Origin of the sequence: Brenneria sp. L4-2C, from assembly GCF_040240335.1 — a bacterium.
Classification (GTDB): Bacteria; Pseudomonadota; Gammaproteobacteria; order Enterobacterales; family Enterobacteriaceae; genus Brenneria.
Genome location: NZ_JBEIAC010000022.1, coordinates 14,429 through 38,403, shown reverse-complemented (window position 1 = coordinate 38,403; position 23,975 = coordinate 14,429). Strand labels below are relative to the sequence as shown.

Here is a 23,975-nt window from a genome sequence, read left to right as displayed (position 1 = left end):
TTAATTCCGGCATAGTTTGATTTTTCCACTGCTGGCGGCTCTCTCCGTCTCATCCCCCAAAATATGGTAGCTGAAAGCGAGACACTGCTTGCCGGCATGCCACGCCAACGCCAGACGCAGGGCGTAACCGGGCAGAATCGGCTGCTGGAACTTGATGTTTTCCACCGCCGAAAACCGCCAGCCCGGCGCCAGCAGCTCAACGCCGTAATGCAACGCCCAGTCCAGCTGCGCCACACCGGGTAATAACGGCAGACCGTGAAAATGGCCTTTAAACCACAACAGATCCGCCGCCGCCAGCAGGGTAAGCTCGGCCCGCGGCAACGCGATCCGCCGGGAAAGCTCAACGGGTAGCATGAAATAACGCCTGTATCTGCGGCCAGGCGCGTTTGCTCTGGCTGTTATGGGGAATAACCTCGACGACGCGCCAGAAACGCGGCATCGCCAGCGGCTCCAGCCATTGATGCAGCTGATGCCGCCATTGGCGCTTGAGCCGCGGCAGATCGGCGGCCAGCGCCGGCGAGGTCAGCACCAGCACCACGCCGATGCCGCTGCGCTCGGGGCGCGCGATCGGCAGCGCGACGGCGTCGGCGATTTCCGGCAGATCGAGCAAACGCCGCTCGATCTCGCTGAGGGAGATGCGCTTATCTTCTATTTTAACCACCCGATCGTGCCGCCCGCAGAGCTGAAAGTTCCCCACGTCGTCAAACGCCAGCCTGTCATCCAGTTTCTGCCCCGCCGGATGCGGGATCAGCGCCGAGCGCGCCCACCAGTTATCCTGCCCGTCAGGCGACAATGACACGCCGGCGAACAGTTGCCACGGCGTGTTTTCAGCCCGGCGGGAGCGCCAGGCCAGCACGCCGGTTTCCGTGCTGCCGTATATTTCATCAACCGGGGCGGCAAACCAGCGCTGCGCCGCCTCGGCGTTCGTCCAGGGCAGGACGCCGCCGGCGGAAACGATCAACCGACAGGACGGAGGGGCGAGCGAACGGTCGATGCGCCGCAAAAAAGCCGGGCTGCTGATAAAAACATAGCGCCGTTGCCGGTCCTGGGCGGTTAGCTGTTCGGTATACAGCAGTTGCCGACTGTCGAAACGCAGGCCCAGCGCCATCGGCAGCCAGATGCGGAAGGTGAGCCCATACATATGCTGGTGGGTCACCGAGGCGACAACGCAACAGCCTTGCAATCGCTCCCCCCAGCATTGCGCCAGCCAGCGCGACTCCTCATCCAGACAGCGCACCGGTTTCACCACCTGCCGCGGTTTGCCGGTCGATCCGGAGGTAAAAAGCACGATGCGGGCGTCATCCGCGATCTCGGGCAGGGCGGCGTCGCTGCCTTGATCGTCGGCGGTTACCTTAAATAGGGGGCAGGACAGATTGATTGAGGCATCGGTCAGCAGGCCGTCGAATTCGTCGGCCTGCTCCTGCAGCACCGACTGCCGGCAGTGTCCGGGAATAACCGGAACCTTTCCCGCATGCAGCGCCGCCAGTAACCCGATGGTAAAATGGTAACTGTCCTCAAAACACAGCGCCCAGCGCGACTCTTTGCGGCCAAGCAGCTGCTGGCACAGTTGCGCCACCTGCCGTTTCAACATCTCCAGCGTGAAGGCGCGCGCGCCATTGCCGGCGACAATGCGCTGCGCATCGTCATCGCCGTTCAGCCAGTCGCCGATAGCCCGGGGGGTAACGCGGCTCATGCCTCTCTTCTCACCCGCTGGCGTACTAGCCATTCGCCCCCCATCAATAGTCCCATCAGCAGATAGCTGACCATGCCGTTCCATAACGCCCACCAATGAACATTGCCGACCAGGCAAGTCAGTACGGCGATTGCGCCGTTAACAATAAAAAACAGGCACCAGATCTGCGTTACGCGGCGCGTATAGGCGACGGCCCGCGCCGGGAGTTCCGGCTCCCGCAAACGGGCAAGGCGCTCCACCAGCGGCATTCCGCTATGCAGGGAGCCGCCAAACAGCAGCAACAGCGCGGCATTGACCGCCACCGGATACCACAATAACCATTGGCCGTCGCGCAGCAGCAAACCGGCAAGCGACAGCACCGCCCCCGTTGCCGCCAGCAGCAGCCCCGTTCCCCTGAACAGGTGGTTATCGTCCCGCAAGGTGGCGAAGCGCAAAATAAACGTCAGCGCCAGCACCGGCAGCAGCCAGCGATGATCGGGGCGGGTAACGCTGAACCACACCAGAAAAGGCCAGGCCAGCGTCATCAGCCAGCTCAGGCCGTTTATCAGCGTTCGCATCGCCCGCCCGCATGGTTAGCCTTCATTAATCAGGCGTTCCACCGCATCCGCCACGTCCTGCACCGTACGCACCGATTTAAAGGTTTCCGGCGAAATTTTGCGGCCGATGCGCTTTTGCAGATGCACCACCATATCCACCGCGTCGATACTGTCCAGTTCAAGATCTTCATACAGGCGCGACTCCGGCTTGATGTCATCCGCCTCCAGCTCGAACAGTTTGACCAGCAGGCCGGTAATTTCCTGATAAATTTCGTTTTTATCCATCATTGACTCGTTATTCTATTATCAGGCACCCACTGCGCGCTGAGTGTTAATGAAAGCGGCCAGGGTCGCAACGGAAAAAAAGTGCTGACGCATCTCTTCGCTTTCCGCGGAAAGTACCACGCCATAGCGATTTTTTACCGCCAGCCCCAGCTCAAGGGCATCGATGGAATCCAGACCGAGGCCATCGCCGAACAGCGGCGCATCGGTTTCAATTTCATCGACGCTAACGTCTTCAAGATTCAGAGATTCAATAATCATCTGTTTAATTTCAATAAATATATTTTCCATGCCTTTTCCCAAATAATTATATTTCTTCTGGTGTTAAAGATTGTTGCAAAAGGCGATTCAGACGACGCGCAGCCAGAGGATGCGGGTCTTCCGACGCCATAAAAGTCTTATTGTCGATGCGTTCGCGTACGCTGACCGTGAAATAGGGTTTCTCCGGCGGAATATGATACCAACGACTTTGCTTATCCAACATCCTCTGACTACAGCGAATATGCACGATGCGCAAATCACAGCCGCAGCGCACGGCGATATTGGCGGCGCCGCGTTGCAACACCGGCGGCTTGCCGTAACGCGTGCGCGTGCCTTCGGGGAAAATAACAATCACATCCCCGTTCTCCAGCCTTTGCCGGCAATCGGGCAGCAGCGTCTCGGACTGGCTGTTGAGCAGATAATTTGCCGAGCGGATAACCCCCCGAATAAAGAGATTATGCTGCAACTCGGCTTTAACCAGACAATCCACATCCGGCATCACCGAGGCCAGCAACACGTAGTCAATTAACGACGGGTGGTTGGCGACCACCAGACAGCCGCGATCGGTTCGCAGGGTTTCAATTCCGTCGATTCTGTAATCCAGCACCCCCAGCGTACGCAAGATGCGCAAAAAGAAGCGAAAACTGGCCGATATGCTGCGGCGCGCCAGCTGGCGGCGGCGAAGGGCGTCGCGCTGAATCAGCAGCAAATTGAACCACACCAGAGACAACAGTAAACCGCCCAGGCCAAACATCACAAAACAGCCGCCGGTCATCACTAATCGCCATAAACGATTTAAACGTGATGATGAACGCAATATCAATGAAGACTCAGACATCGCGCCGCTCCCACTGCCAGTTGAGCCGTTCACCGCGGATATTGAACGCGGACTCGCCCGCCAGAAACGCATGCAAAAACCGCAGGCTTTGTGGTAGTTCCGGCTCTTCACGCTGCGCCGCGGGCGACGATTGACAGCTGACCTCCTCGCCGCGGCCCAACAGCAGGGCAACGGCATAAGGATAGCGAGGCATCCACGACGGAATATGCGAATGATAAAACTCGGGGATCGCGCCGTCGAAATCCACCAGCAGAACGTTCTGATAACCGGCCGCCTGCAGCGCCGCGACCTCAACCAATCCCTGCTGGAAAGAGTCAATGCCCGCCGCCAGCGATGTCGATACCAGCGGCGCCGCGGCGGCAATGGTCAGACTTCCTACCGCCGCATTGTGAACCGACATGGCAAAATCGGTCGGGGAAATATTTTCATTGCGCGACAACGCCAGCAGAATTCGCAGATTACGTTCCAGCTCGCCGTGACGCGAGGTAAAAACAACCGCTTCGACGGCCTGACGGCGCAGCAGCGCTAATCCGCAATCCACCGCCAGACGGCTGCCGCTGTTTAACCGGCGCGCCGTCATCATCGGCAACTGGCGACATTTTTCCAGCGGCCGGTCGGCGTCTATCGCCGCCGTCAGCATCGCCCAGCGCCGCCAGTCGTCGATATCGCTAAGCCCCGGTGCGCCGGCCTGCCAATCCAGGATTGAAAAAGCGAGTTTCATACTATTGTTCTTCCGGTGTTACATAAACCAGCAGCACGCATGCCATATCACTACCGTCGCTGTTTATTGCTTTTTACAGATAAGCAGGGTGTGACCGATACCCAGGCCGTCAACCTGCCGCTCCACGACAAATCCCGCGGCGTTCACCAGCGGCAAAAAGCGCCGGGCTGCATAAAAACGGCTGGTGCCGTTGGCAAGACAAGTAAAATAGAGAGAAGAAGCGTTCAGGCTGAAAGCCCCGGCTTCCCACTGTTGGCGATCCCAGAAAATCTCCAAAATACAGACGCGCGCGTCCGCTTTCATCGAAAGCGCGATTTTGCGCAGAATGGCGACGATTTGCGCCTCGCTAAAACAGTCGAGAAACTGGCTCATCCACCAAATATCCGCCTCGCCCGGCAAAGGACCATCCGCCAGCATATCCACCGCCACGCCGCTAATACGATCGGATTTTCCTGTATCTGCAATATTTGACGTCGCCAGCGCTATCTGTTCAGGCAGATCAAGAATGGTAATCCGCACGTCGGGATCGTAGTCGTAACAGCGTAGCGCCCACTTGCCGGTATTTCCCCCCACATCGTATAGGTGCCGCGGATTTTGCCGAAAAATATGCGGCAAGGCGGCATCGAATGCAGCGTCGGAGTAGAAATGATCAAAAGCGAACCAACTCTTTTTTGCCTTAGGAGGCAACTGACTCAAAGCAGGGTAGATAGTCGGCCACTCGCCGAAAACCTTTAATCCCGCGGGCTTATTTTTCGCCAGCGCTTCATCAAGATAAAACATCCCCTGGTAACAAACGTCCTGAGTAAAGTCCATATTGACGCGGGTCATGCGATCGTTAAGCAGATAGTGGCCTATTTTGGACAAAAAGTAGCCGCCATCGCGCTGAATGACAATGCGTCCGCTAAGGCCGACGTCCAGCAGCAGTTCAACCGCATAGCGGCTTAACGTGGTGATATTGACGATATCATCCAGGCTTGCTCCTTGATGACCGCTCTTATCCAGAAACGCCAGAATACCGTGATTACGCAGGTTGATAGCCGCCTGAAACAGCATCGGCGCGAAAGCAATACGCTGAGCTTCGGTAATAGCGTCCAACGCGCTGACATTATCTTTGTCATATCCGTAGGACAAGATGATTTCCTTTGAGGTGGCAAACGCTACTAAGCGAAAAAAACAAAACAGCCGAATAGCGCCTATTCGGCTGGTAAAAATTACTTAATCTGCTGTCCCGCCAGATTTAATTGAATTTCACGGTCCAGGTTATTTATCCAACGATTATAATTGCGGTGAATTTTCCCACCGCTCGCCAATAGATTCTGACTGCTGACGTAATTGATTGAATAACTGGTTGGTGAGTAATTAATACGAATATCGGCAACATGGCCACGCTGATCGATGCGGCCGTTGATAACGCCCGGAGAAACGGGCGTCATTACCCATTCACGTTCCAGACCAGCCTGAAGAATGGCCTTTCTTACCTGATCGCTGGTGTAATTTGCCGTAATCGGTTTGGTCACATTTGCCACGGGAGCGGTGCGGGCACAACCGGTCAACGCTAAAACAAAGGCAAGCCCTAAGAAAATAAGCTGTTTTTTCATAAAATCCCTATCAATTGATAAACATTGAACGACCTAAAAATACCGACGCCTGATGCCAATGCAAGAATTAACGCATCACTCAAACTATTTTACACAAAATAGACATAATCTGACAAAAATCTGTCATTACCAACCTTTCAGCAATAACACAAACCAAGATAGGAAGAAAAGCGGCATGGGAAAAATAAAAAATCCGCCTTATGGAAACCCGCCAATCAGGTCGCCACAAGACGGATGTTTGCTTTAGGTCAGCCCTTTTAATGAGTCTGACCATTGCCATGCAATAGTTTATAGATGGTATCCGGCGTATATTTCTCATCCTGGTAATAAATCACCCAGTCGGTAATCAACCCCAAATCGAGCGGGTACAGGCCCCCCTCTTTCATCTCGTCAATATAGAAAGGGTGGTTGATTAATTTGCCGGTAAAGGCGTCGCCGTTCATCGACTCAGGTATAAACCACATATGCTCACGCTCGCCCTCCGCGGGTTCGCCATAGGGTATCCCGCATTTGACCAGAAAGCGCCATTCGCTTTCCTGCCGCGGCTCGTCTGATTTTTTAAGCAGTTTTGCAAAAAAGCCTTTTTTACTCGGCTCCGCGCACACCGCATAGTTTTCGAACATCCGGCCAAAGTAGTGCCAGCGCAACTTAGCCTTGCGCGACATTTCATTCGTCTCGGCGTTGGTCCGCCAGAACATGATGGCATTCTGTTCTTCAAATCCCTTAAAGAACGTCTCCAGCACCGGATTTTCTTCCGTTACGCGGAACAGCATACAGGATGGCGTCTGATGAATGTCATCCCGGTCGGCCCGGTCGCCCAGAAATTCGCCTTGCGGCGCATCGGTCAGATCGTAATGCATCTCTTCAAGCGGTCTGAGTTGATCAACCGGTATTGATTGATTGACGTGGCGCAGCCCTTCTTCAAAAGGCAGCGCCACCACATATTCATACCCGGCCTGCGTTTGTCCACACAAAATCGGTTCGTTAAACGCAATCTGCCGGTCTTCGATACAGTTATTGGCGAAGTTTCTGAACAGTTCGGGAATACCGTAATAGGAATTCAGCATATGCGGGATAACCAGCTCCACTTCGGTTATGCCGCAGCGGGTAAGCCCGTGAGTATGGAACCAAAAGGTGGTGGGCGGGTTGTTTTGCGAGTCGTAAATAGCGTGGATCGTGTACAGGTTCTCTACATCCGGCAACACATCGTCTTCCAGTTGGAAGCGCAGCCATTCAGGCGTAAAGGCTTTGTCCGCGGCGGAAACATCGATACCAAGTAATAAATCCGGCGCCAACAGGTGCAGTATCCTCAGTTGATAACGGTAGGCGATCAGCGGATGCTGCTCGAATACGCACTCCACCAACACGGCCTGCGGCGCAGCGTTGACTTCGGCAAGCCGTTCGGGTGAGAGAGGATCGGTTGAGTAATACGGCTTAACCTCATCTTCCTCTGAGCGATCCAGTATTTGAATACGAAACGTCAGAACATCGTCTCCGTGGCGACAGGTGTAAACAAAGCCGTCCCGCTCATCCTCCGCGTAGCTCGCCTCTCCGTCGGTAAAGAAGCGCTGCGCCGCTAAATTCTTTTCCAATAACGGATAGTTCAGCGCTTCAGAAGAAAAAATAACCATGGTAGAAGGCGCGGCCTTCCCTTTTCCTGCGGCAATATCCAAATAGTGTTGTTTATTGTTCATGATGATCTGTTTTGATAAAACCGAAAGTTAGCGGGCATTCTAACATGTTAATAGTACTATAAAAGATACGATTTCACGTCTTGTCGCCACGGGGAAACAGACTCCGGATTCACGTAATTTATCCTCCTTAAGCCGGTCGTGCGGCTAAATAATTTGAAATGAGCGCCTTTTTTCTACAGAATCCCGCCTGAACAGGAGCAATTGATAAAACAGACAATTTAAAACAAGGAGCGTCGGCTAAATATGAAAAAAGTACTAATGTGTTTTTTTGTGATCGGTATCATGATTCTTGGCGGGAGCGGTTATCTTTTCATCAAGGATTACAATTTCAAGCAAAGCGCCGTCAGCGCTAAAGGCGTGATCGTCGACCTCGATCGCAGCGTAAAGAAATCCTCATCTTCATCATCGTCTTCATCCACATCTTATTACCCTATCGTCGGTTTCTTTGGCCCCGACGGAAAAAAGATAACCTTTCGTTCCGATATGGGCAGCAGCAGCTATGCCGATAGCTATGGCGAAGTGGTTGACGTACTGTACGATCCGGACAACCCCGGTAACGCCAAAATTAACCCTCAGTCGACGTTCCTGTTTTATTTCGCCCCCTTTATGATGGCTATCATGGGGCTAACCTTTACCCTCGTCGGGAGCGTGCCGCTTTATCTGATGCGCAGAAAGCAAGCCATGGGCGAAATGCTCAAGCGCACCGGAAAACCCGTCACCGCGAAAATAACCGAAGTACGGCAAAACAGCATGCTGGAAGTGAACGGCGTCCATCCGTACCGGATTGTCGCCCAGTTTACCGACAGCGCCAATCAGACGAAAACCTTTTACAGCGCCAACCTCTTTTATAACCCGGAGCGCGACATTGACCGCAATACCGTGACCGTTTACGTCGACAGGAACAATGAAAAAAAATACTACATGGACATTTCTTTTCTGCCTGCCGAATAAGTTATCCAGCCAATAAAAAAGTCCGGCAATACTTTGCCGGACTTAATGTTATACATGACAGCGTTTCGGTTTATTCCACCGTAACAGACTTGGCCAGGTTACGCGGCTGATCGACGTCGGTGCCTTTGATCAACGCGACATGGTAAGCCAGCAATTGCAGCGGCACGGTGTAGAAAATCGGCGCAATCACTTCTTCGATATGCGGCAGCGGAATAATTTTCATATTTTCGCTACTGGTAAACCCGGCATCCTCATCGGCAAACACGTACAGCTCACCGCCGCGGGCGCGCACCTCTTCAATATTGGATTTCAGTTTTTCCAGCAGTTCATTGTTCGGCGCCACCACCACGACCGGCATATCGGCGTCAATCAACGCCAACGGGCCGTGTTTCAGTTCGCCTGCGGCATAAGCTTCAGCATGAATGTAAGAGATTTCCTTCAGCTTCAGCGCCCCTTCCATGGCGATGGGATACTGATCGCCACGCCCCAGGAACAGCGCATGATGCTTATCGGAGAAACCTTCCGCCAGCGATTCGATAAGCTTGTCCTGCGACAGCATTTGCTCAATACGCGCCGGCAATGCCTGTAAGCTATGCACAATACCCTGCTCGACCTGGGCATCCATACCGCGCAGGCGACCGATACGCGCCACCAGCATCAACAGCACGGTCAACTGGGTAGTAAACGCTTTGGTTGAAGCCACGCCGATTTCAACGCCGGCTTTGGTCATCAACGACAGATCGGATTCACGTACCAGAGACGATCCCGCCACATTACAAATAGCCAGCGAGCCCAGATACCCCAGCTCTTTGGATAAACGCAGCGCCGCCAGCGTATCGGCGGTTTCTCCCGACTGCGACAGGGTAATCATCAGGCTGTTTTTACGCACCGCCGGTTTGCGATAGCGGAATTCTGATGCTATCTCCACATCGCAGGGGATCCCCGCCAATGCTTCAAACCAATAGCGCGAAACCATACCGGAATTGTAGGAGGTGCCGCAGGCGATGATTTGCACATGCTCGATTTTCGACAGCAGTGCATCCGCCTGCGGACCCAATTCGGAGAGATTGACCTCGCCATGGCTGAAACGCCCTTCAAGGGTGTTCTTGATCGCCATCGGCTGTTCGTAGATCTCTTTTTGCATGTAATGACGGTAAGCGCCTTTGTCGCCGGCATCGTAATTGACTTTTGACTCGATCTCTTCACGTTCGGCAAGGTTGCCGGCTTTATCAAAAATGCGCACGTCGCGACGTGTGATTTCAGCCACATCGCCCTCTTCCAGGAAGATAAAGCGGCGGGTCACCGGCAGCAGCGCCAGTTGATCGGACGCGATGAAGTTTTCCCCCATCCCGCGCCCAATAACCAAGGGACTGCCTGAACGCGCGGCCACCAATACGCTGGGATCGCGGCTGTCCAGTACCACCATGCCATAAGCGCCGCGCAGTTGCGGAATGACGCGTTTAACCACGTCAACCAGCGAACCGCCCTGTTTCTGTTCGAAATGCACCAGATGAGCAACCACTTCGGTATCGGTTTCCGAAACAAAATGGTAGCCGCGCTCAATCATCAGTTCGCGCAGCGGTTCATGGTTTTCGATAATACCGTTATGGACGATGATAATATTTTCAGAAACATGGGGATGCGCATTGGCCTCCGAAGGTTCGCCGTGCGTCGCCCAACGGGTATGAGCGATCCCGGTGCCGCCATTCAGCGCGTGTTCTTCGGCCGCCTGAGCCAGAATCTGAACTTTTCCCAAACGCCGCAAACGGGCGACCTGCCCTTCGCTATTCACCACGGCCAGACCCGCCGAGTCATAGCCACGGTATTCAAGACGACGTAAACCTTCCAACAAGATTTCTGCGATATCACGTTGCGCAACAGCGCCTACAATTCCACACATCGATGGTATTCCTTTAAAAGTGACATATTGTGTCACCTGGGATGTCTTTGACCTGATTGTTCCGGTTTTTCCGGGTTCCCCGAGCCTTGTAGAGAGTGGGGATTATTATGTTTTGCCCTGCGCTTTTTCTGATCGAGCATCAAAACACAGGGCAAAACAGCCTCCGCCGCCGGCGAAGGCTAAAAATCGATTATTTGTTCTTCGCCGGCCGCTGCCAGCCCGCTTTCTGGTTCTGTTCTTTACGGTTGTAGACCAGATGCGCGCCATCGACGTCTTTCATTACCGTCGTGCCGGCGGCAATAGTCGCGCCTGCCGCCACTTCAACCGGCGCCACCAGTTGGGTATCCGATCCGACAAACACATCATCGCCGATGATCGTTTTATGCTTGTTGGCGCCGTCATAATTACAGGTAATGGTTCCCGCCCCGATGTTAACCCCGGCGCCGATATCCGCATCACCGAGATAGCTCAGATGACCGGCCTTCGAACCTTTGCCCAGGCGGGCTTTTTTCAGCTCAACGAAGTTGCCGACGTGCGCGCCTTCTTCCAGCGCGGCGCCGGGACGCAGGCGGGCAAACGGCCCGATGGTGCAATTGGCTTCCAGCACCGCGTCTTCCAACACCGAGTATGGGCTGATTTCACAATCATCACCAATAACCGCGTTGTTAATCACGCAGCCCACGCCGATTTTAACCCGATCGCCCAGCGTAACCTGTCCTTCCAGCACCACGTTGGCGTCAATAGTAACATCCCGCCCGTGACGCAATTCACCACGCAGATCAAAACGCGAGGGATCAAGCAACATCACGCCCGCCAGCAATAACCTATCGGCCTGTTCTCGCTGGTAAACCCGCTCCAGAGACGCAAGTTGCAGGCGGTTGTTCACCCCTTCCACTTCGCTTAAACGCGCCGGGTGAACCGCAACCACGCTGCGCCCTTCCGCGGCAGCCATCGCAATGATATCGGTGATGTAATATTCGCCCTGGGTATTATCGTTATTCAACCGGCTTAACCAGCGCCGTAAATCTTTGCCGTTGGCAACCAGAATCCCGGTATTGATTTCATTAATTCGCCGCTGTTCATCGTTGGCGTCTTTATGTTCGACAATCCCGACGACCGCGCCATTATCGCGCACAATGCGTCCATAACCAGACGGATCGTCCAGCTTCACGGTTAATAACCCGATGCCGCCCTGCGGTTTAGCCTGTAACAGACGTTGCAGCGTGGCCGGTGAAATCAACGGCACATCGCCGTACAGCATGAGAATATCTTCATCATCGGCAAAATACGGCGCCGCCTGCTGCATAGCGTGACCCGTACCCAATTGCTCGGCCTGCAACACCCAGTTCAATGCCTGATCGGACAGCGTTTGCTTTAATAAATCCCCCCCATGCCCATAAACCAGATGGACATGTTGCGCGCCGATGGTCATCGCCGCATCAATAACATGCTGAACCATCGGTTTGCCCGCTAACGGGTGCAAAACTTTAGGAAGATCGGAATACATGCGGGTTCCTTTCCCTGCTGCAAGGATAACCACGCTCATTGCGCTGTTCGACATAAGCATCCTGACGAAAACTGATTGGCGGACAATCAAAATAATAGACAAAAAGTAAGCCTGTTATAACACAGAATCACTCCTTATTTTTAGTCACGTTCAGGCATAAAAAATCGCCGGGAGCGATTTTCAACGTCGCTTGCGACGGCCCGCAGGGGGCAGACCGCCATAAAAAAAGCCAGCCGGTATAAACCGACTGGCTTTTTATCAAACGCTTATCTGTTACATCGCTTTTCTGGTCAGTTCGATAACGCGCAGCTTGGCAATCGCTTTCGACAGCTCGGCGGAAGCCTGAGCGTAATCCACATCGCCATGCGAGCTACGGATATGCTCTTCGGCTTTGCGTTTCGCTTCCAACGCACGCGCTTCGTCCAGATCCTGTCCACGGATGGCGGTATCTGACAGTACGGTTACCATATTCGGCTGCACCTCGAGGATGCCGCCGGAAAGGTAGATATACTCTTCTTCACCGTGCTGTTTAACAATACGAACCATACCGGGCTTAATGGCAGTGAGCAGAGGCGCGTGTCCCGGATAAATCCCCAGTTCGCCTTCGCTCCCCGTTACCTGGATTTTTTGCACCAGACCGGAGAACATTTCCTGTTCCGCACTAACGACATCCAGATGGTAAGTCATAGCAGCCATATCACCCTCCTACAAGGCGTTACAGTTTCTTGGCTTTTTCCATTGCTTCTTCAATGGAACCAACCATGTAGAACGCCTGCTCCGGCAGGTGGTCGTATTCGCCGTCCATGATACCTTTAAAGCCGCGAATGGTATCTTTCAGCGATACATATTTACCCGGAGAACCGGTGAACACTTCCGCCACGAAGAACGGCTGCGACAGGAAGCGCTGGATCTTACGCGCACGGGATACGACCAATTTGTCTTCTTCAGACAGTTCGTCCATACCCAGGATGGCGATGATATCTTTCAGTTCCTGATAACGTTGCAGAACAGACTGCACGCCGCGCGCAACGTCGTAGTGCTCCTGACCGACAACCAGCGGGTCCAACTGACGGCTGGTGGAATCCAGCGGGTCAACCGCGGGATAAATCCCCAGAGACGCGATCTGACGGCTCAGTACCACGGTGGCATCCAAGTGGGCAAAGGTGGTGGCCGGAGACGGGTCGGTCAAGTCATCCGCAGGCACGTAAACCGCCTGCACGGAGGTGATGGAACCGGTTTTGGTGGAGGTGATACGTTCTTGCAGCACGCCCATTTCTTCCGCCAGCGTCGGCTGATAACCTACCGCTGAAGGCATACGTCCCAGCAGCGCGGAGACTTCCGTACCGGCCAGGGTGTAACGATAAATGTTATCGACGAACAGCAGTACGTCGCGACCTTCTTCACGGAATTTTTCCGCCATGGTCAAGCCGGTCAGCGCCACGCGCAGACGGTTGCCCGGCGGTTCGTTCATCTGGCCGTACACCAGCGAAACTTTATCCAGTACGTTGGATTCGGTCATTTCGTGGTAGAAGTCGTTACCTTCACGAGTACGTTCGCCCACGCCGGCAAACACGGAATAACCGGAGTGTTCGATCGCGATGTTACGGATCAACTCCATCATGTTGACGGTTTTACCCACGCCGGCGCCGCCGAACAGACCCACTTTACCGCCCTTGGCGAACGGACACATCAGGTCGATAACCTTGATGCCGGTTTCCAGCAGTTCCTGTGAGTTGGACAGTTCTTCGTAGCTTGGCGCCGCGCGGTGAATCGCCCAACGCTCTTCTTCGCCGATATCGCCTTTCATGTCAACCGGGTCGCCCAGTACGTTCATGATACGACCCAGCGTTGCTTTACCAACCGGTACTTCAATCGGGTGTTCCAGGTTGGTGACATCCAACCCGCGACGCAGGCCGTCGGAAGACCCCATTGCGATACAGCGAACAACGCCGCCGCCTAACTGCTGCTGAACTTCCAGCACCAATTTTTCAGCGCCGTTCTTTACCTCAAGCGCATCGTACACTTTCGGTACGGCATCTTGCGGGAACTCGACGTCCACCACGGCGCCGATTACCTGGATAATCTTTCCAGTAGCCATCTTGAATCCTCTACGTAATTCGACAATACGTAATTCGTAAACCTGGTTTAAACCGCGGAGGCTCCCCCGACGATTTCAGTGAGTTCCTGGGTGATGCTGGCCTGACGAGCCTTGTTGTATACCAACTGCAACTCTTTGATCAGACTACCGCCATTATCGGTAGCGGCTTTCATCGCTACCATTCGAGCGGCTTGCTCACTGGCCAGGTTTTCTACGACGCCCTGATAAACCTGAGACTCCACATAACGGCGCAGCAGGATATCCAGCAGCGACTTAGGATCGGGTTCATACAGATAATCCCAGGATTTTTTCTTCAACTCGCCGTCATCCGCAGGCGGCAACGGCAACAGTTGAAGCACAAGGGGTTCCTGGGACATGGTATTGATGAACTTGTTGCCCACGATATACAGCTTGTCCAGGCGACCTTCGTCATACGCTTGCAGCATGACTTTCACCGGACCGATCAATTCCGACACCGAAGGGTTATCCCCCATGCCGGTGACCTGAGCAACAATATTTCCGCCTACTGAACCAAAAAAAGAGACCGCTTTGGAGCCAATCAGCGCCAAATCAACATCTACGCCTTTCTCATTCCAGGATTTCATCTCCGCCAGCAGCTTTTTAAACAGGTTGATATTCAACCCGCCGCACAGGCCGCGGTCAGTAGACACCACCAGATACCCAACGCGCTTCACGTCACGCTCTTCCAGGTAAGGGTGTTTATATTCCAGATTTCCCAACGCAAGGTGACCAATCACATTGCGCATGGTTTTTGCATAAGGACGGCTGGCCGCCATACGATCCTGCGATTTACGCATTTTGGAAGCGGCGACCATTTCCATCGCTTTGGTGATCTTCTGCGTGTTCTGGACGCTTGCGATCTTACTACGTATCTCTTTTGCGCCGGCCATCTTTGCTTCTCCTCAAAGCCTTGCGGCCTGCTTTGCAGCAGGCCACCGGGCGTTACCAGGACTGAGTTGCTTTAAAAGTATCGAGGATATCTTTCAATTTCCCCTCGATCTCATCGTTATAAGCACCAGACTGGTCGATTTGTTGCAGAAGTTCGCCATGCTCGCGATCGGCATAGGCCAGAAGCGCCGCTTCAAAGCTGCCGATTTTCGCCAGTTCAACGTCTTCCAGATAACCACGTTCCGCGGCAAACAGCACCAGAGACTGCTGCGCAACCGACATCGGCGCATACTGTTTCTGCTTGAGCAACTCGGTCACTTTCTGACCGTGGCTTAACTGCTTACGCGTTGCATCATCCAAATCGGATGCAAACTGCGAGAACGCCGCCAGTTCACGATACTGCGCCAGCGCGGTACGAATACCGCCGGACAGTTTTTTCATGATCTTGGTCTGTGCGGCGCCGCCGACGCGGGAGACGGAAATCCCCGGGTTAACCGCAGGACGGATACCGGCGTTGAACAGGTTGGACTCCAGGAAGATCTGACCGTCGGTAATCGAAATTACGTTGGTCGGAACGAACGCGGAAACGTCGCCCGCCTGGGTTTCAATGATCGGCAGCGCGGTCAGAGAACCGGTTTTGCCTTTAACTTCACCCTTGGTGAGAGCCTCAACATATTCGGCGTTGACGCGCGCGGCACGTTCCAGCAGACGGGAGTGGAGGTAGAAAACGTCGCCCGGATAAGCTTCACGACCTGGCGGACGGCGAAGCAGCAGAGAAATCTGACGATAAGCAACGGCCTGTTTAGACAGGTCATCATAAATAATCAGCGCATCTTCGCCGCGGTCACGGAAGTATTCACCCATGGCGCATCCGGCATACGGCGCCAGATATTGCAGCGCGGCGGATTCCGACGCGGTAGCGACCACCACAATGGTGTTTTCCAGCGCGCCGTGCTCTTCCAGTTTACGCACCACGTTGGAGATGGTGGAGGCTTTCTGGCCGATAGCGACATAGACGCACTTGATGCCGGAGTCGCGCTGGTTGATGATGGCGTCGATCGCCAACGCGGTTTTACCGGTTTGGCGGTCGCCGATGATCAACTCACGCTGACCACGGCCGATGGGGATCATCGCATCGACGGATTTATACCCGGTCTGAACCGGTTGATCGACGGATTGACGCTCGATAACGCCGGGCGCAATCGCTTCAACAGCGGAGAAGCCATCGTGATCCAGCGGACCTTTGCCGTCAATCGGCGCGCCCAGGGTGTTGACAACACGCCCCAGCAAACCGCGACCGACCGGAACTTCAAGAATACGGCCGGTGCATTTTACTTTCATGCCTTCGGCCAGATCCGCATACGGACCCATAACCACCGCACCAACGGAGTCGCGCTCCAGGTTCAGTGCAATCGCATAACGGTTGCCCGGCAGAGAAATCATTTCTCCCTGCATGACATCGGCAAGACCGTGAATACGGATGATCCCGTCGCTGACGGAAACAATAGTACCTTCATTGTGAGCTTCGCTCACTACATTGAACTGAGCAATGCGCTGCTTGATCAGTTCGCTGATTTCGGTGGAATTCAGTTGCATGCTCCAGTCCCCTTAAGACTGCAAGACGTCTGCCAGACGTTCCAGACGACCACGAATGCTGCCGTCTATCACCATGTCGCCCGCGCGGATAACCACGCCGGCCATGACAGACTTATCAATTTTGCAATTCAGCTTCACTTTGCGTGACAGACGTTGTTCCATCGCAGCAGCGATCTTCGATAACTGCTGCTCATTCAACGTATTGGCGGAAACGACATCGACATCGACTATCGAATCCTGTTCCGCCCTCAGTTGAATAAATTGTTCCAGCACTTCTGGAAGCACCGGTAAACGTCCGTTCTCGGCCATGACCTTAATCAGGTTCTGACCGGCTTCATCGAGTTGATCGCCGCAAACGGCAATGAAGGTTTTCGCCAGCTCCGTCGGTGCGATAGCGCCGGACAACAGCTCGGAAATTTCTTCATTGCTCGCGACTTCAGCCATAAACGCCAACATATTCTGCCAGCGATCTACGGCCTGGTTCTCAACCGCAAAGTCAAAAGCTGCTTTGGCGTAGGGGCGAGCTACCGTGATAAATTCAGACATCAGCCCCTCCCTCCTTACAGTTCAGCGACCAGTTTATCAACGATGTCGCTGTTAGCAGCTTCATCCACGGAACGTTCGATAATTTTCTCGGCACCGGCAATAGCCAATATGGCGACTTGCTTACGCAACTCTTCACGAGCGCGTTTACGTTCAGCTTCAATTTCAGCCTGCGCCTGCGCCACAATTTTGTTACGTTCAGCTTCCGCTTCAACCTTGGCTTCGTCCAGAATTTGAGCGCGACGTTTATTGGCCTGCTCAATGATGACCTGGGCTTCCGCTTTGGCTTTTTTCAGTTGATCCGTCACATTGGCCTGCGCCAGGCTCAAATCTTTCTTGGCACGTTCAGCAGAAGACAGACCGTCAGCAATTTCTTTCTGACGCTTCTCGATGGCTGCCATAATCGGCGGCCATACATACTTCATGCAGAACCAGACAAACAGGACGAACGCAATGGCCTGGCCGAGGATTGTTGCATTAATATTCACAGCACAATGCCTCTTTCAAAGTTAAAAAATTTGATGTCTCAACCCCAGCAGAACACATTTTCTGCTTAGGCCACCGCAAACATCACATACAGCCCCAGACCAACAGCAATCATCGGGATGGCGTCGACCAGACCCATAACGATAAAGAACTGTGTACGCAGCAGCGGGATCAGGTCAGGCTGACGTGCAGCACCTTCCAAGAATTTACCACCCAGAATGCCGATACCGATCGCAGCACCGATAGCCGCCAAACCCATCATCAACGCGGCAGCCATGTACAGCAGATCCACACTCAGGTTTTCCATGACAGTCTCCAGTTTGTTTCAGTTAAAACGTTATTGTGTTGTAAGAAAATCAATGCTCTTCAGATGCCATCGAGAGATAAACAACCGTCAGAACCATGAAAATAAAAGCCTGAAGCGTAATGATCAAAATGTGGAAAATGGCCCAAGGCACATTCAACACCCATTGTGACCACCACGGCAGCAAGCCGGCAATCAGGATGAAGATCAACTCACCCGCATACATGTTGCCAAACAGTCGTAAACCAAGAGAAACCGGTTTAGACAGCAGGCTGACACCTTCAAGAATCAGGTTGACAGGAATAAAGACTGGATGATTAAACGGCTGCATGGTCAGTTCTTTCACAAACCCGCCGACACCCTTCATTTTGATGCTGTAGAACAAGATAAGAATGAAAACGCCGAGCGCCATCGAGAGGGTGATATTCACGTCCGCAGACGGCACCACGCGCAGATAGGCATGCGCCGGATCGTGGCCAAGCGCGCCATAGATAGCGGCCCACACCTGCGGCAGAAAGTCGATGGGCAGCAGATCCATCAGGTTCATCAGGAATACCCAGACGAAAATGGTCAGCGCCAGGGGAGCAATGAGCTTGCTTTTGCCATGGTACATATCGCGCACGCTGCTATCGACAAAGCCGATGATCAGCTCGACGGCCGTTTGCAATTTACCTGGCACGCCGCTGGTCGCCTTTTTAGCAACCTGGCGGAAGACAACCAGAAAGAGGACCCCAAGAGCGATAGAGAAAAACATCGAATCAATGTTAATCGACCAGAACCCCGTTCCCACCTGCAAATGTGTCAGGTGGTGACCGATATACTCTTGGGGAGTAGAGATTTCTCCTGATGCAGACATGATGTCTCTTACCCTTTTTGTTGTTAGTTACGGTAACGGTTAACGATGGCCGGCGCCACTATCTGCATAACCAGCACCGATAAATAAGTCAGGCCAAGCGGGAAAAATGCCGCCTTGAACACCCCTAACGCTACCACCAATAGAGCGATGGTGATCAATACTTTAAGCGCTTCACCAATCGCAAACGACCAGGCAACGCGTCCCTCTGCCGGTTTCGCTGACTGATGACGCAAGGTAAACAGCACAAACAAGACGTTTGGCAACCAGGCCGCCAGCCCGCCGCCCAATGCGGAAACCCCGAATTCAACACTGTGAGCGGCAAAGGCCAGACTCAACAGGATAAAGGCGGCTGACTGCAATAACAGCAACCTCAAAGCCGCTTTTCCACTGTAAAGGGACACAGACATAACGTTTGTTTTCTCCGTACCTTTCAGAGGCATGCTGAAGACGTATAAAACTGCCTTTATACGCCTGAGTCAAGCAGCAAAAAACGAGCAAATTATACGGGTCATACCTGCGAATTCAATCGATAAGTAGCGAAAAGGTGAACAATTATTTAAATTTCTTTCCAGAACCTCATTTTCGCTAATAACCACAGGCACGATGATGTGTTGCAATTAATTTCTAAAGGCGCCCATTCTGTGATAAACCTCACATAAAAGCGTTTTTTAACATTTTATAGCGAACAACATCATTTGCTGTCTTTAGCAAAGAAAGCTATTCATGTTTTTTAAATTCAATTAGTTAAAAAAAGGTTTATAAAAAACCGGCCATACACATCGCGCAAACCACTTGTTGACATTTTTGATATTTTTCTTTTACTAATTTAACAAAAAAATCGGCATGTTTTTTTGCAACCAGCGGCTTTTCCATCTGAACCGATGAAGCATGAAAATAAATCTTTCAAAAACAAAACCGGCATATGTGAAATATTGGTGATCGTTAATCATCACAGCGCGCATAACATAACCAGGTATGTGAATAACCGATAGCAGGATAATTAGTTATGAATTCTTTGATAAAACGCAAAATTAATTTTGTTTAAGTACAATCAGATGACGCTCGCCTTCCAATTCAGGCACCGATAAACGAATAACCTGATCTAATGCGATACCCGCCGGCAAAGCGGCAAGCTCTTCTTCAGGCAACACGCCTTTCAGAGCATAAAAACGACCGTCCGGTCTGGCGGGAAGATGGCGACACCACTTGACCATATCCTGTAGAGAAGCGAATGCACGGCTGACTATACCATCAAAGGGCGGATCGGCAGGAAAATCTTCGACACGGCTTTGTACCGGCGAAATATTTTCAAGCTGTAATTCGTGCTGCACCTGACGTAAAAAGCGAATGCGTTTTCCCAGGCTGTCGAGCAGGGTGAAATGCGCCCCGGGACGCACGATCGCCAACGGTATGCCCGGCAATCCTGGCCCGGTTCCCACATCAATAAAACGTTGCCCCTGCAAATGAGGCTCGACCACGATACTGTCCATAATGTGCCTGACAAGCATTTGCCCAGGCTCGCGCACGGAGGTCAGGTTATAGGCCTTATTCCACTTATTCAGCATCTCAACATACTGTATTAATAAGTCTTTTTGCTTATCAGAAACCACAATACCGGCAGCGTTCAGCAGATGATCGAGTATGTTATGCACAATAAGATCCTGGAATTATTTATGTGAATAGCAGACTGGCGACAACGCTCACGTGATGGCGGCCGGCCGCCGCGCGGGGTAACGGAGCGCAAACGGCCAGCGGAAAGCATACGCGGGCGATAGCCTTTTATCGCCAGTCCTGAAGATAACCTAGTCTCAAGCGCTGCGACGCAGCAGACCTTGTTTTTTCAACCACACCAGCAGAATAGAGATCGCGGCGGGCGTAATACCGGAAATACGGGACGCCTGACCGATCGAACCGGGTTTGTGATCGTTAAGTTTGGCGATCACTTCATTGGACAGACCGTTGACCTGACGATAATCCAGATCCGCAGGCAGCAGCGTGTTCTCGTTACGCAGTTGTTTCTCGATTTCGTCCTGCTGACGGGCGATATAGCCTTCGTATTTAACCTGGATTTCAACCTGTTCGGCCGCTTGTTCGTCCGTCAACGACGGGGCGAACAACGGCAGTTTGGTGAGCATCTCATAGTCCACTTCGGGACGACGCAGCAGTTCCTCGCCGTTCGATTCGCGTGAAAGCGGCGTTTTCAGCAACGCATTGACCTGCTCCAGCTGCGCTGATTGCGGATGGATCCGGATATCACGTAACCGTTGACGCTCTTTTTCAATGCGCTCCAGCTTCTCGTTAAAGCGGGCCCAGCGATAATCGTCCACCATGCCCAGTTCACGGCCAATTTCGGTTAAACGCAGGTCGGCATTATCTTCGCGCAACATCAGGCGATATTCGGCGCGGGAAGTGAACATGCGGTAGGGTTCTTTGGTTCCCAGCGTACAAAGGTCGTCCACCAGCACGCCCAGATAGGCCTGATCGCGGCGTGGCGACCATCCTTCCTGATCAAACGCCAGACGGGCGGCATTCAAGCCGGCCAGCATCCCCTGCGCCGCCGCTTCCTCATAACCGGTGGTGCCGTTAATCTGACCCGCGAAGAACAACCCATGGATAAATTTGTTCTCCAGCGTGGTTTTCAAATCACGCGGATCGAAGAAATCATACTCGATGGCATAGCCGGGGCGAACAATGCGCGCATTTTCCATTCCGGTCATGGAGCGGACGATTTGCCACTGCACGTCGAACGGCAGGCTGGTTGAAATTCCGTTGGGATAGATCTCATTGCTGGTCAACCCTTCCGGCTCCAGAAAGATCTGGTGGGAATTGCGATCGGCGAAACGCATGACTTTATCTTCGATGGAAGGACAGTAACGCGGGCCGATCCCTTCAATGATCCCGGCATACATCGGGCTGCGATCCAGATTATTGCGGATCGCCTCATGAGTTTTTTCATTGGTATGGGTGATATAACAAGGCATCTGCGCCGGATGCTGGCTTGCCTGCCCCAGGAATGAAAACACCGGCATGGGATCGTCGCCGTGTTGCTGTTGCAGTACGCTGAAATCAATGGTTCTGGCGTCAATGCGCGGCGGCGTGCCGGTTTTCAGGCGATTAACCCGCAGAGGCAATTCACGCAAACGCCGAGCCAGCGGAATGGACGGCGGATCGCCGGCGCGTCCGCCGCTGTAATTATCCAGCCCGATATGAATCTTGCCGTCAAGGAAAGTGCCGACGGTCAGGACGACGGCTTTGGCGCGGAACTTCAACCCCATCTGGGTGACCGCGCCGACCACGCGATCGTTTTCAACGATAAGATCGTCCACCGCCTGCTGAAAGATCATCAGGTTAGGTTGGTTCTCCAGCGCCGTGCGGATCGCCTGACGGTAAAGAACGCGATCCGCCTGAGCGCGTGTGGCGCGCACGGCGGGACCTTTACTGATGTTTAGTATCCTAAACTGAATACCGGCTTGATCGACGGCGCGCGCCATCAAGCCGCCCATGGCATCGATCTCTTTAACCAGATGGCCTTTCCCAATACCGCCGACCGCCGGATTACAAGACATTTGTCCCAGCGTATCAATATTATGCGTCAGCAGAAGGGTTTGTCGTCCCATGCGGGCGGAAGCCATTGCCGCTTCGGTACCTGCATGACCGCCGCCGATCACGATGACGTCAAAAGGATCTGGATAAAACATGGTACTGCTCCTCGCATTGTTGCGAATGAATAGTTGCGAACGATCGTTACTAGCTCTGGGGAGGTGGATTCTACTCAACTTTAAGCAAACGACCAAGCGCGTTGGATCGTCGCTAATTAAAGAAAGATCTTTTTATTTAAAGATCTCTTTATTAGATCTCTTATTAGGATCGTCCATTCGTGTGGATAAGTGATTATTCACATTAAGGATCAAGGAATTAATGAAGATCATTAGCTGTGAATGATCGGTGATCCTGCACCGTATAAGCTGGGATCTTAATGGCCGGTTATGCACAGGACAAAAAACGATCAGCAGTTGTTATTGGGATAACTACCGCTTTCACACCTGAAATAAGCATAGTTATCCACATTCAACTGCTGATTATTTCACCTTATTTGAGTAAATTAACCCAGGATCCCAACCATTCTTCGGCGGGATCCTCAGGAATCTCATGCTGAGTGATGTCGATCCGCAGTATATCGCCGATCCTTTTAGCGCCGAGTTGGGTAAGAATTCGATCCGCGGTCAGGATCGCGCCGCAAAACGTATCGTACTCTTTACTGCCGATGCCGATTGCGCCGAAACTCACCTGGGAGAGATCGGGTTTACGCTGCTCCAACTGCTCAAATAAAGGTTGCAGATTGTCCGGGAGTTCACCTGCGCCATGGGTTGAGGTCACCACCAGCCATAATCCGCTATCCGGCAGCTCATCCAGCTGTGGGCCATGCAGTATTTCGCTCGAGAAATCATCCTTTTCCAGGCATTCAGCTAAATGTTCCGCCACATATTCGGCGCTGCCCAAAGTACTGCCGCTGATTAGCGTAATGTCTGCCATACCGGATCCCATCTGATAAAAGACGGGACATTGTACGCTGTGATCTGGCTGGGATCTACCTGTGGATAATAGGGGTATAGAAAAAGGGCGTTAAGGCGCGATCGTCCGCATGATGGGGTTTTGCAGGGAGATCAGCGTCTCAGTGGATTGTATTTCATCAATTGTTTGGATCTTGTTGATAAGTACATGTTGCAGGGCGTCGATATCACGACACATGACTTTAATAAAAACGCTGTAATGACCCGTGGTGTAATAAGCTTCCACCACTTCTTCCAGGTTATTCAGCCTTTCCAACGCTGATGGGTAGTCTTTCGCGCTTTTCAAAATGATGCCGATAAAACAGCAAACGTCATAGCCCAGCTGTTTCGGGCTGATATCCAGTCGCGTACCCTTGATGATCCCCGCCTGTTTCATTTTTTCCACCCGGACGTGGATTGTCCCCGGACTGACGGAAAACTGTTTCGCCAGTTCGGCATAAGGCGTTCGGGCATTGTCCATTAACGCTGAGAGTATGCCGCGATCGAGATTGTCGATCTGATAGGTGTCCGACACGTTTTCTCCAGAAATTTTCATTTAATACCGTTTTAAAGTAATGGATTAACCTTGAAAAGGTCATTTATATAGAAGAATTTCAATCAAGGATACGCTTTATTTATACGCTGAATCAGC

Annotated in this window: 26 protein-coding genes; 1 reads left to right on the top strand and 25 read right to left on the bottom strand. The window is 52.8% G+C overall.

The window, feature by feature from the left end; translation table 11 throughout:
• The 10 genes from ABRZ26_RS21625 to ABRZ26_RS21580 form a co-directional block, all read right to left on the bottom strand.
• Window positions 1-354: an ApeI family dehydratase gene (locus ABRZ26_RS21625; RefSeq protein WP_319606174.1), complete on the bottom strand. Its 354-nt coding sequence runs from the start codon at window positions 352-354 to the stop codon at window positions 1-3.
• A complete protein-coding gene (locus ABRZ26_RS21620) occupies window positions 341-1,693 on the bottom strand; it encodes an AMP-binding protein (RefSeq protein WP_319606173.1) in 1,353 nt (450 codons plus the stop codon). The genes ABRZ26_RS21625 and ABRZ26_RS21620 overlap by 14 nt, the downstream gene beginning before the upstream one ends.
• A complete protein-coding gene (locus ABRZ26_RS21615; RefSeq protein WP_319606172.1) occupies window positions 1,690-2,250 on the bottom strand; it encodes a COG4648 family protein in 561 nt (186 codons plus the stop codon). Before ABRZ26_RS21615 ends, ABRZ26_RS21620 begins: the two co-directional genes overlap by 4 nt.
• Before the next feature lie 15 nt (window positions 2,251-2,265).
• Complete coding sequence (locus tag ABRZ26_RS21610) at window positions 2,266-2,517, bottom strand: acyl carrier protein (RefSeq protein WP_071778500.1); 252 nt, start codon at window positions 2,515-2,517, stop codon at window positions 2,266-2,268.
• Between the two features lie 18 nt (window positions 2,518-2,535).
• Window positions 2,536-2,802 (bottom strand): phosphopantetheine-binding protein, encoded by a 267-nt coding sequence (locus ABRZ26_RS21605; protein ID WP_249245181.1) that lies wholly within the window; start codon window positions 2,800-2,802, stop codon window positions 2,536-2,538.
• Window positions 2,803-2,818: 16 nt separating this feature from the next.
• Entirely contained in the window at window positions 2,819-3,610 is a 792-nt protein-coding gene (locus ABRZ26_RS21600; protein WP_319606171.1) for a lysophospholipid acyltransferase family protein, read from the bottom strand.
• Window positions 3,603-4,331, bottom strand: a complete 729-nt coding sequence (locus ABRZ26_RS21595; RefSeq protein WP_319606170.1) for a beta-ketoacyl synthase chain length factor — start codon at window positions 4,329-4,331, stop codon at window positions 3,603-3,605. The genes ABRZ26_RS21600 and ABRZ26_RS21595 overlap by 8 nt, the downstream gene beginning before the upstream one ends.
• Window positions 4,332-4,394: 63 nt before the next feature.
• Window positions 4,395-5,462 (bottom strand): methyltransferase, encoded by a 1,068-nt coding sequence (locus ABRZ26_RS21590; protein ID WP_319606169.1) that lies wholly within the window; start codon window positions 5,460-5,462, stop codon window positions 4,395-4,397.
• 80 nt (window positions 5,463-5,542) lie between these two features.
• Window positions 5,543-5,929 (bottom strand): hypothetical protein, encoded by a 387-nt coding sequence (locus ABRZ26_RS21585; protein ID WP_319606168.1) that lies wholly within the window; start codon window positions 5,927-5,929, stop codon window positions 5,543-5,545.
• A 257-nt stretch (window positions 5,930-6,186) separates the two neighbouring features.
• Window positions 6,187-7,623 carry a DUF4026 domain-containing protein gene (locus tag ABRZ26_RS21580; RefSeq protein ID WP_319606167.1) on the bottom strand — a complete coding sequence of 479 codons (1,437 nt, stop codon included), beginning with the start codon at window positions 7,621-7,623 and terminating at the stop codon, window positions 6,187-6,189.
• Window positions 7,624-7,866: 243 nt separating this feature from the next.
• Between ABRZ26_RS21580 and ABRZ26_RS21575 the strand changes: the two genes are divergently transcribed.
• A complete protein-coding gene (locus ABRZ26_RS21575) occupies window positions 7,867-8,574 on the top strand; it encodes a DUF3592 domain-containing protein (RefSeq protein WP_319606166.1) in 708 nt (235 codons plus the stop codon).
• Between the two features lie 70 nt (window positions 8,575-8,644).
• On the opposite strand, the gene glmS is transcribed toward ABRZ26_RS21575, so the two are convergent.
• The 15 genes from glmS to asnC form a co-directional block, all read right to left on the bottom strand.
• Complete coding sequence (gene glmS, locus ABRZ26_RS21570; RefSeq protein WP_319606165.1) at window positions 8,645-10,474, bottom strand: glutamine--fructose-6-phosphate transaminase (isomerizing); 1,830 nt, start codon at window positions 10,472-10,474, stop codon at window positions 8,645-8,647.
• Between the two features lie 190 nt (window positions 10,475-10,664).
• Window positions 10,665-12,035 (bottom strand): bifunctional UDP-N-acetylglucosamine diphosphorylase/glucosamine-1-phosphate N-acetyltransferase GlmU, encoded by a 1,371-nt coding sequence (glmU, locus tag ABRZ26_RS21565; RefSeq protein WP_319606164.1) that lies wholly within the window; start codon window positions 12,033-12,035, stop codon window positions 10,665-10,667.
• A 219-nt stretch (window positions 12,036-12,254) separates the two neighbouring features.
• Window positions 12,255-12,668 carry a F0F1 ATP synthase subunit epsilon gene (locus ABRZ26_RS21560; RefSeq protein WP_319606212.1) on the bottom strand — a complete coding sequence of 138 codons (414 nt, stop codon included), beginning with the start codon at window positions 12,666-12,668 and terminating at the stop codon, window positions 12,255-12,257.
• Between the two features lie 28 nt (window positions 12,669-12,696).
• Complete coding sequence (atpD, locus tag ABRZ26_RS21555) at window positions 12,697-14,079, bottom strand: F0F1 ATP synthase subunit beta (protein WP_319606163.1); 1,383 nt, start codon at window positions 14,077-14,079, stop codon at window positions 12,697-12,699.
• 47 nt (window positions 14,080-14,126) lie between these two features.
• Window positions 14,127-14,990, bottom strand: a complete 864-nt coding sequence (gene atpG / locus ABRZ26_RS21550) for a F0F1 ATP synthase subunit gamma (RefSeq protein ID WP_319606162.1) — start codon at window positions 14,988-14,990, stop codon at window positions 14,127-14,129.
• Window positions 14,991-15,042: 52 nt separating this feature from the next.
• Window positions 15,043-16,584, bottom strand: a complete 1,542-nt coding sequence (atpA, locus tag ABRZ26_RS21545) for a F0F1 ATP synthase subunit alpha (protein ID WP_319606161.1) — start codon at window positions 16,582-16,584, stop codon at window positions 15,043-15,045.
• A 12-nt stretch (window positions 16,585-16,596) separates the two neighbouring features.
• Window positions 16,597-17,130 (bottom strand): F0F1 ATP synthase subunit delta, encoded by a 534-nt coding sequence (gene atpH, locus ABRZ26_RS21540; RefSeq protein WP_319606160.1) that lies wholly within the window; start codon window positions 17,128-17,130, stop codon window positions 16,597-16,599.
• A gap of 14 nt (window positions 17,131-17,144) precedes the next feature.
• On the bottom strand, window positions 17,145-17,615 hold the full coding sequence (gene atpF / locus ABRZ26_RS21535; protein ID WP_319606159.1) for a F0F1 ATP synthase subunit B: 471 nt from the start codon (window positions 17,613-17,615) through the stop codon (window positions 17,145-17,147).
• 65 nt (window positions 17,616-17,680) lie between these two features.
• Complete coding sequence (gene atpE, locus ABRZ26_RS21530; RefSeq protein ID WP_005976545.1) at window positions 17,681-17,920, bottom strand: F0F1 ATP synthase subunit C; 240 nt, start codon at window positions 17,918-17,920, stop codon at window positions 17,681-17,683.
• A gap of 49 nt (window positions 17,921-17,969) precedes the next feature.
• Window positions 17,970-18,773, bottom strand: coding sequence for a F0F1 ATP synthase subunit A (atpB, locus tag ABRZ26_RS21525; protein WP_319606158.1), 804 nt, complete (start codon window positions 18,771-18,773; stop codon window positions 17,970-17,972).
• A 23-nt stretch (window positions 18,774-18,796) separates the two neighbouring features.
• Window positions 18,797-19,180: a F0F1 ATP synthase subunit I gene (gene atpI, locus ABRZ26_RS21520; RefSeq protein WP_319606157.1), complete on the bottom strand. Its 384-nt coding sequence runs from the start codon at window positions 19,178-19,180 to the stop codon at window positions 18,797-18,799.
• A 624-nt stretch (window positions 19,181-19,804) separates the two neighbouring features.
• Complete coding sequence (rsmG, locus tag ABRZ26_RS21515) at window positions 19,805-20,425, bottom strand: 16S rRNA (guanine(527)-N(7))-methyltransferase RsmG (protein WP_319606156.1); 621 nt, start codon at window positions 20,423-20,425, stop codon at window positions 19,805-19,807.
• 156 nt (window positions 20,426-20,581) lie between these two features.
• The gene (mnmG, locus tag ABRZ26_RS21510) at window positions 20,582-22,471 is read right to left on the bottom strand and encodes a tRNA uridine-5-carboxymethylaminomethyl(34) synthesis enzyme MnmG (RefSeq protein ID WP_319606155.1); all 1,890 of its coding nucleotides are present in this window, start codon (window positions 22,469-22,471) and stop codon (window positions 20,582-20,584) included.
• Between the two features lie 391 nt (window positions 22,472-22,862).
• Complete coding sequence (gene mioC, locus ABRZ26_RS21505; protein ID WP_319606154.1) at window positions 22,863-23,306, bottom strand: FMN-binding protein MioC; 444 nt, start codon at window positions 23,304-23,306, stop codon at window positions 22,863-22,865.
• Window positions 23,307-23,396: 90 nt separating this feature from the next.
• Window positions 23,397-23,879, bottom strand: a complete 483-nt coding sequence (gene asnC / locus ABRZ26_RS21500; protein WP_319606153.1) for a transcriptional regulator AsnC — start codon at window positions 23,877-23,879, stop codon at window positions 23,397-23,399.
• Window positions 23,880-23,975 lie beyond the last annotated feature (96 nt).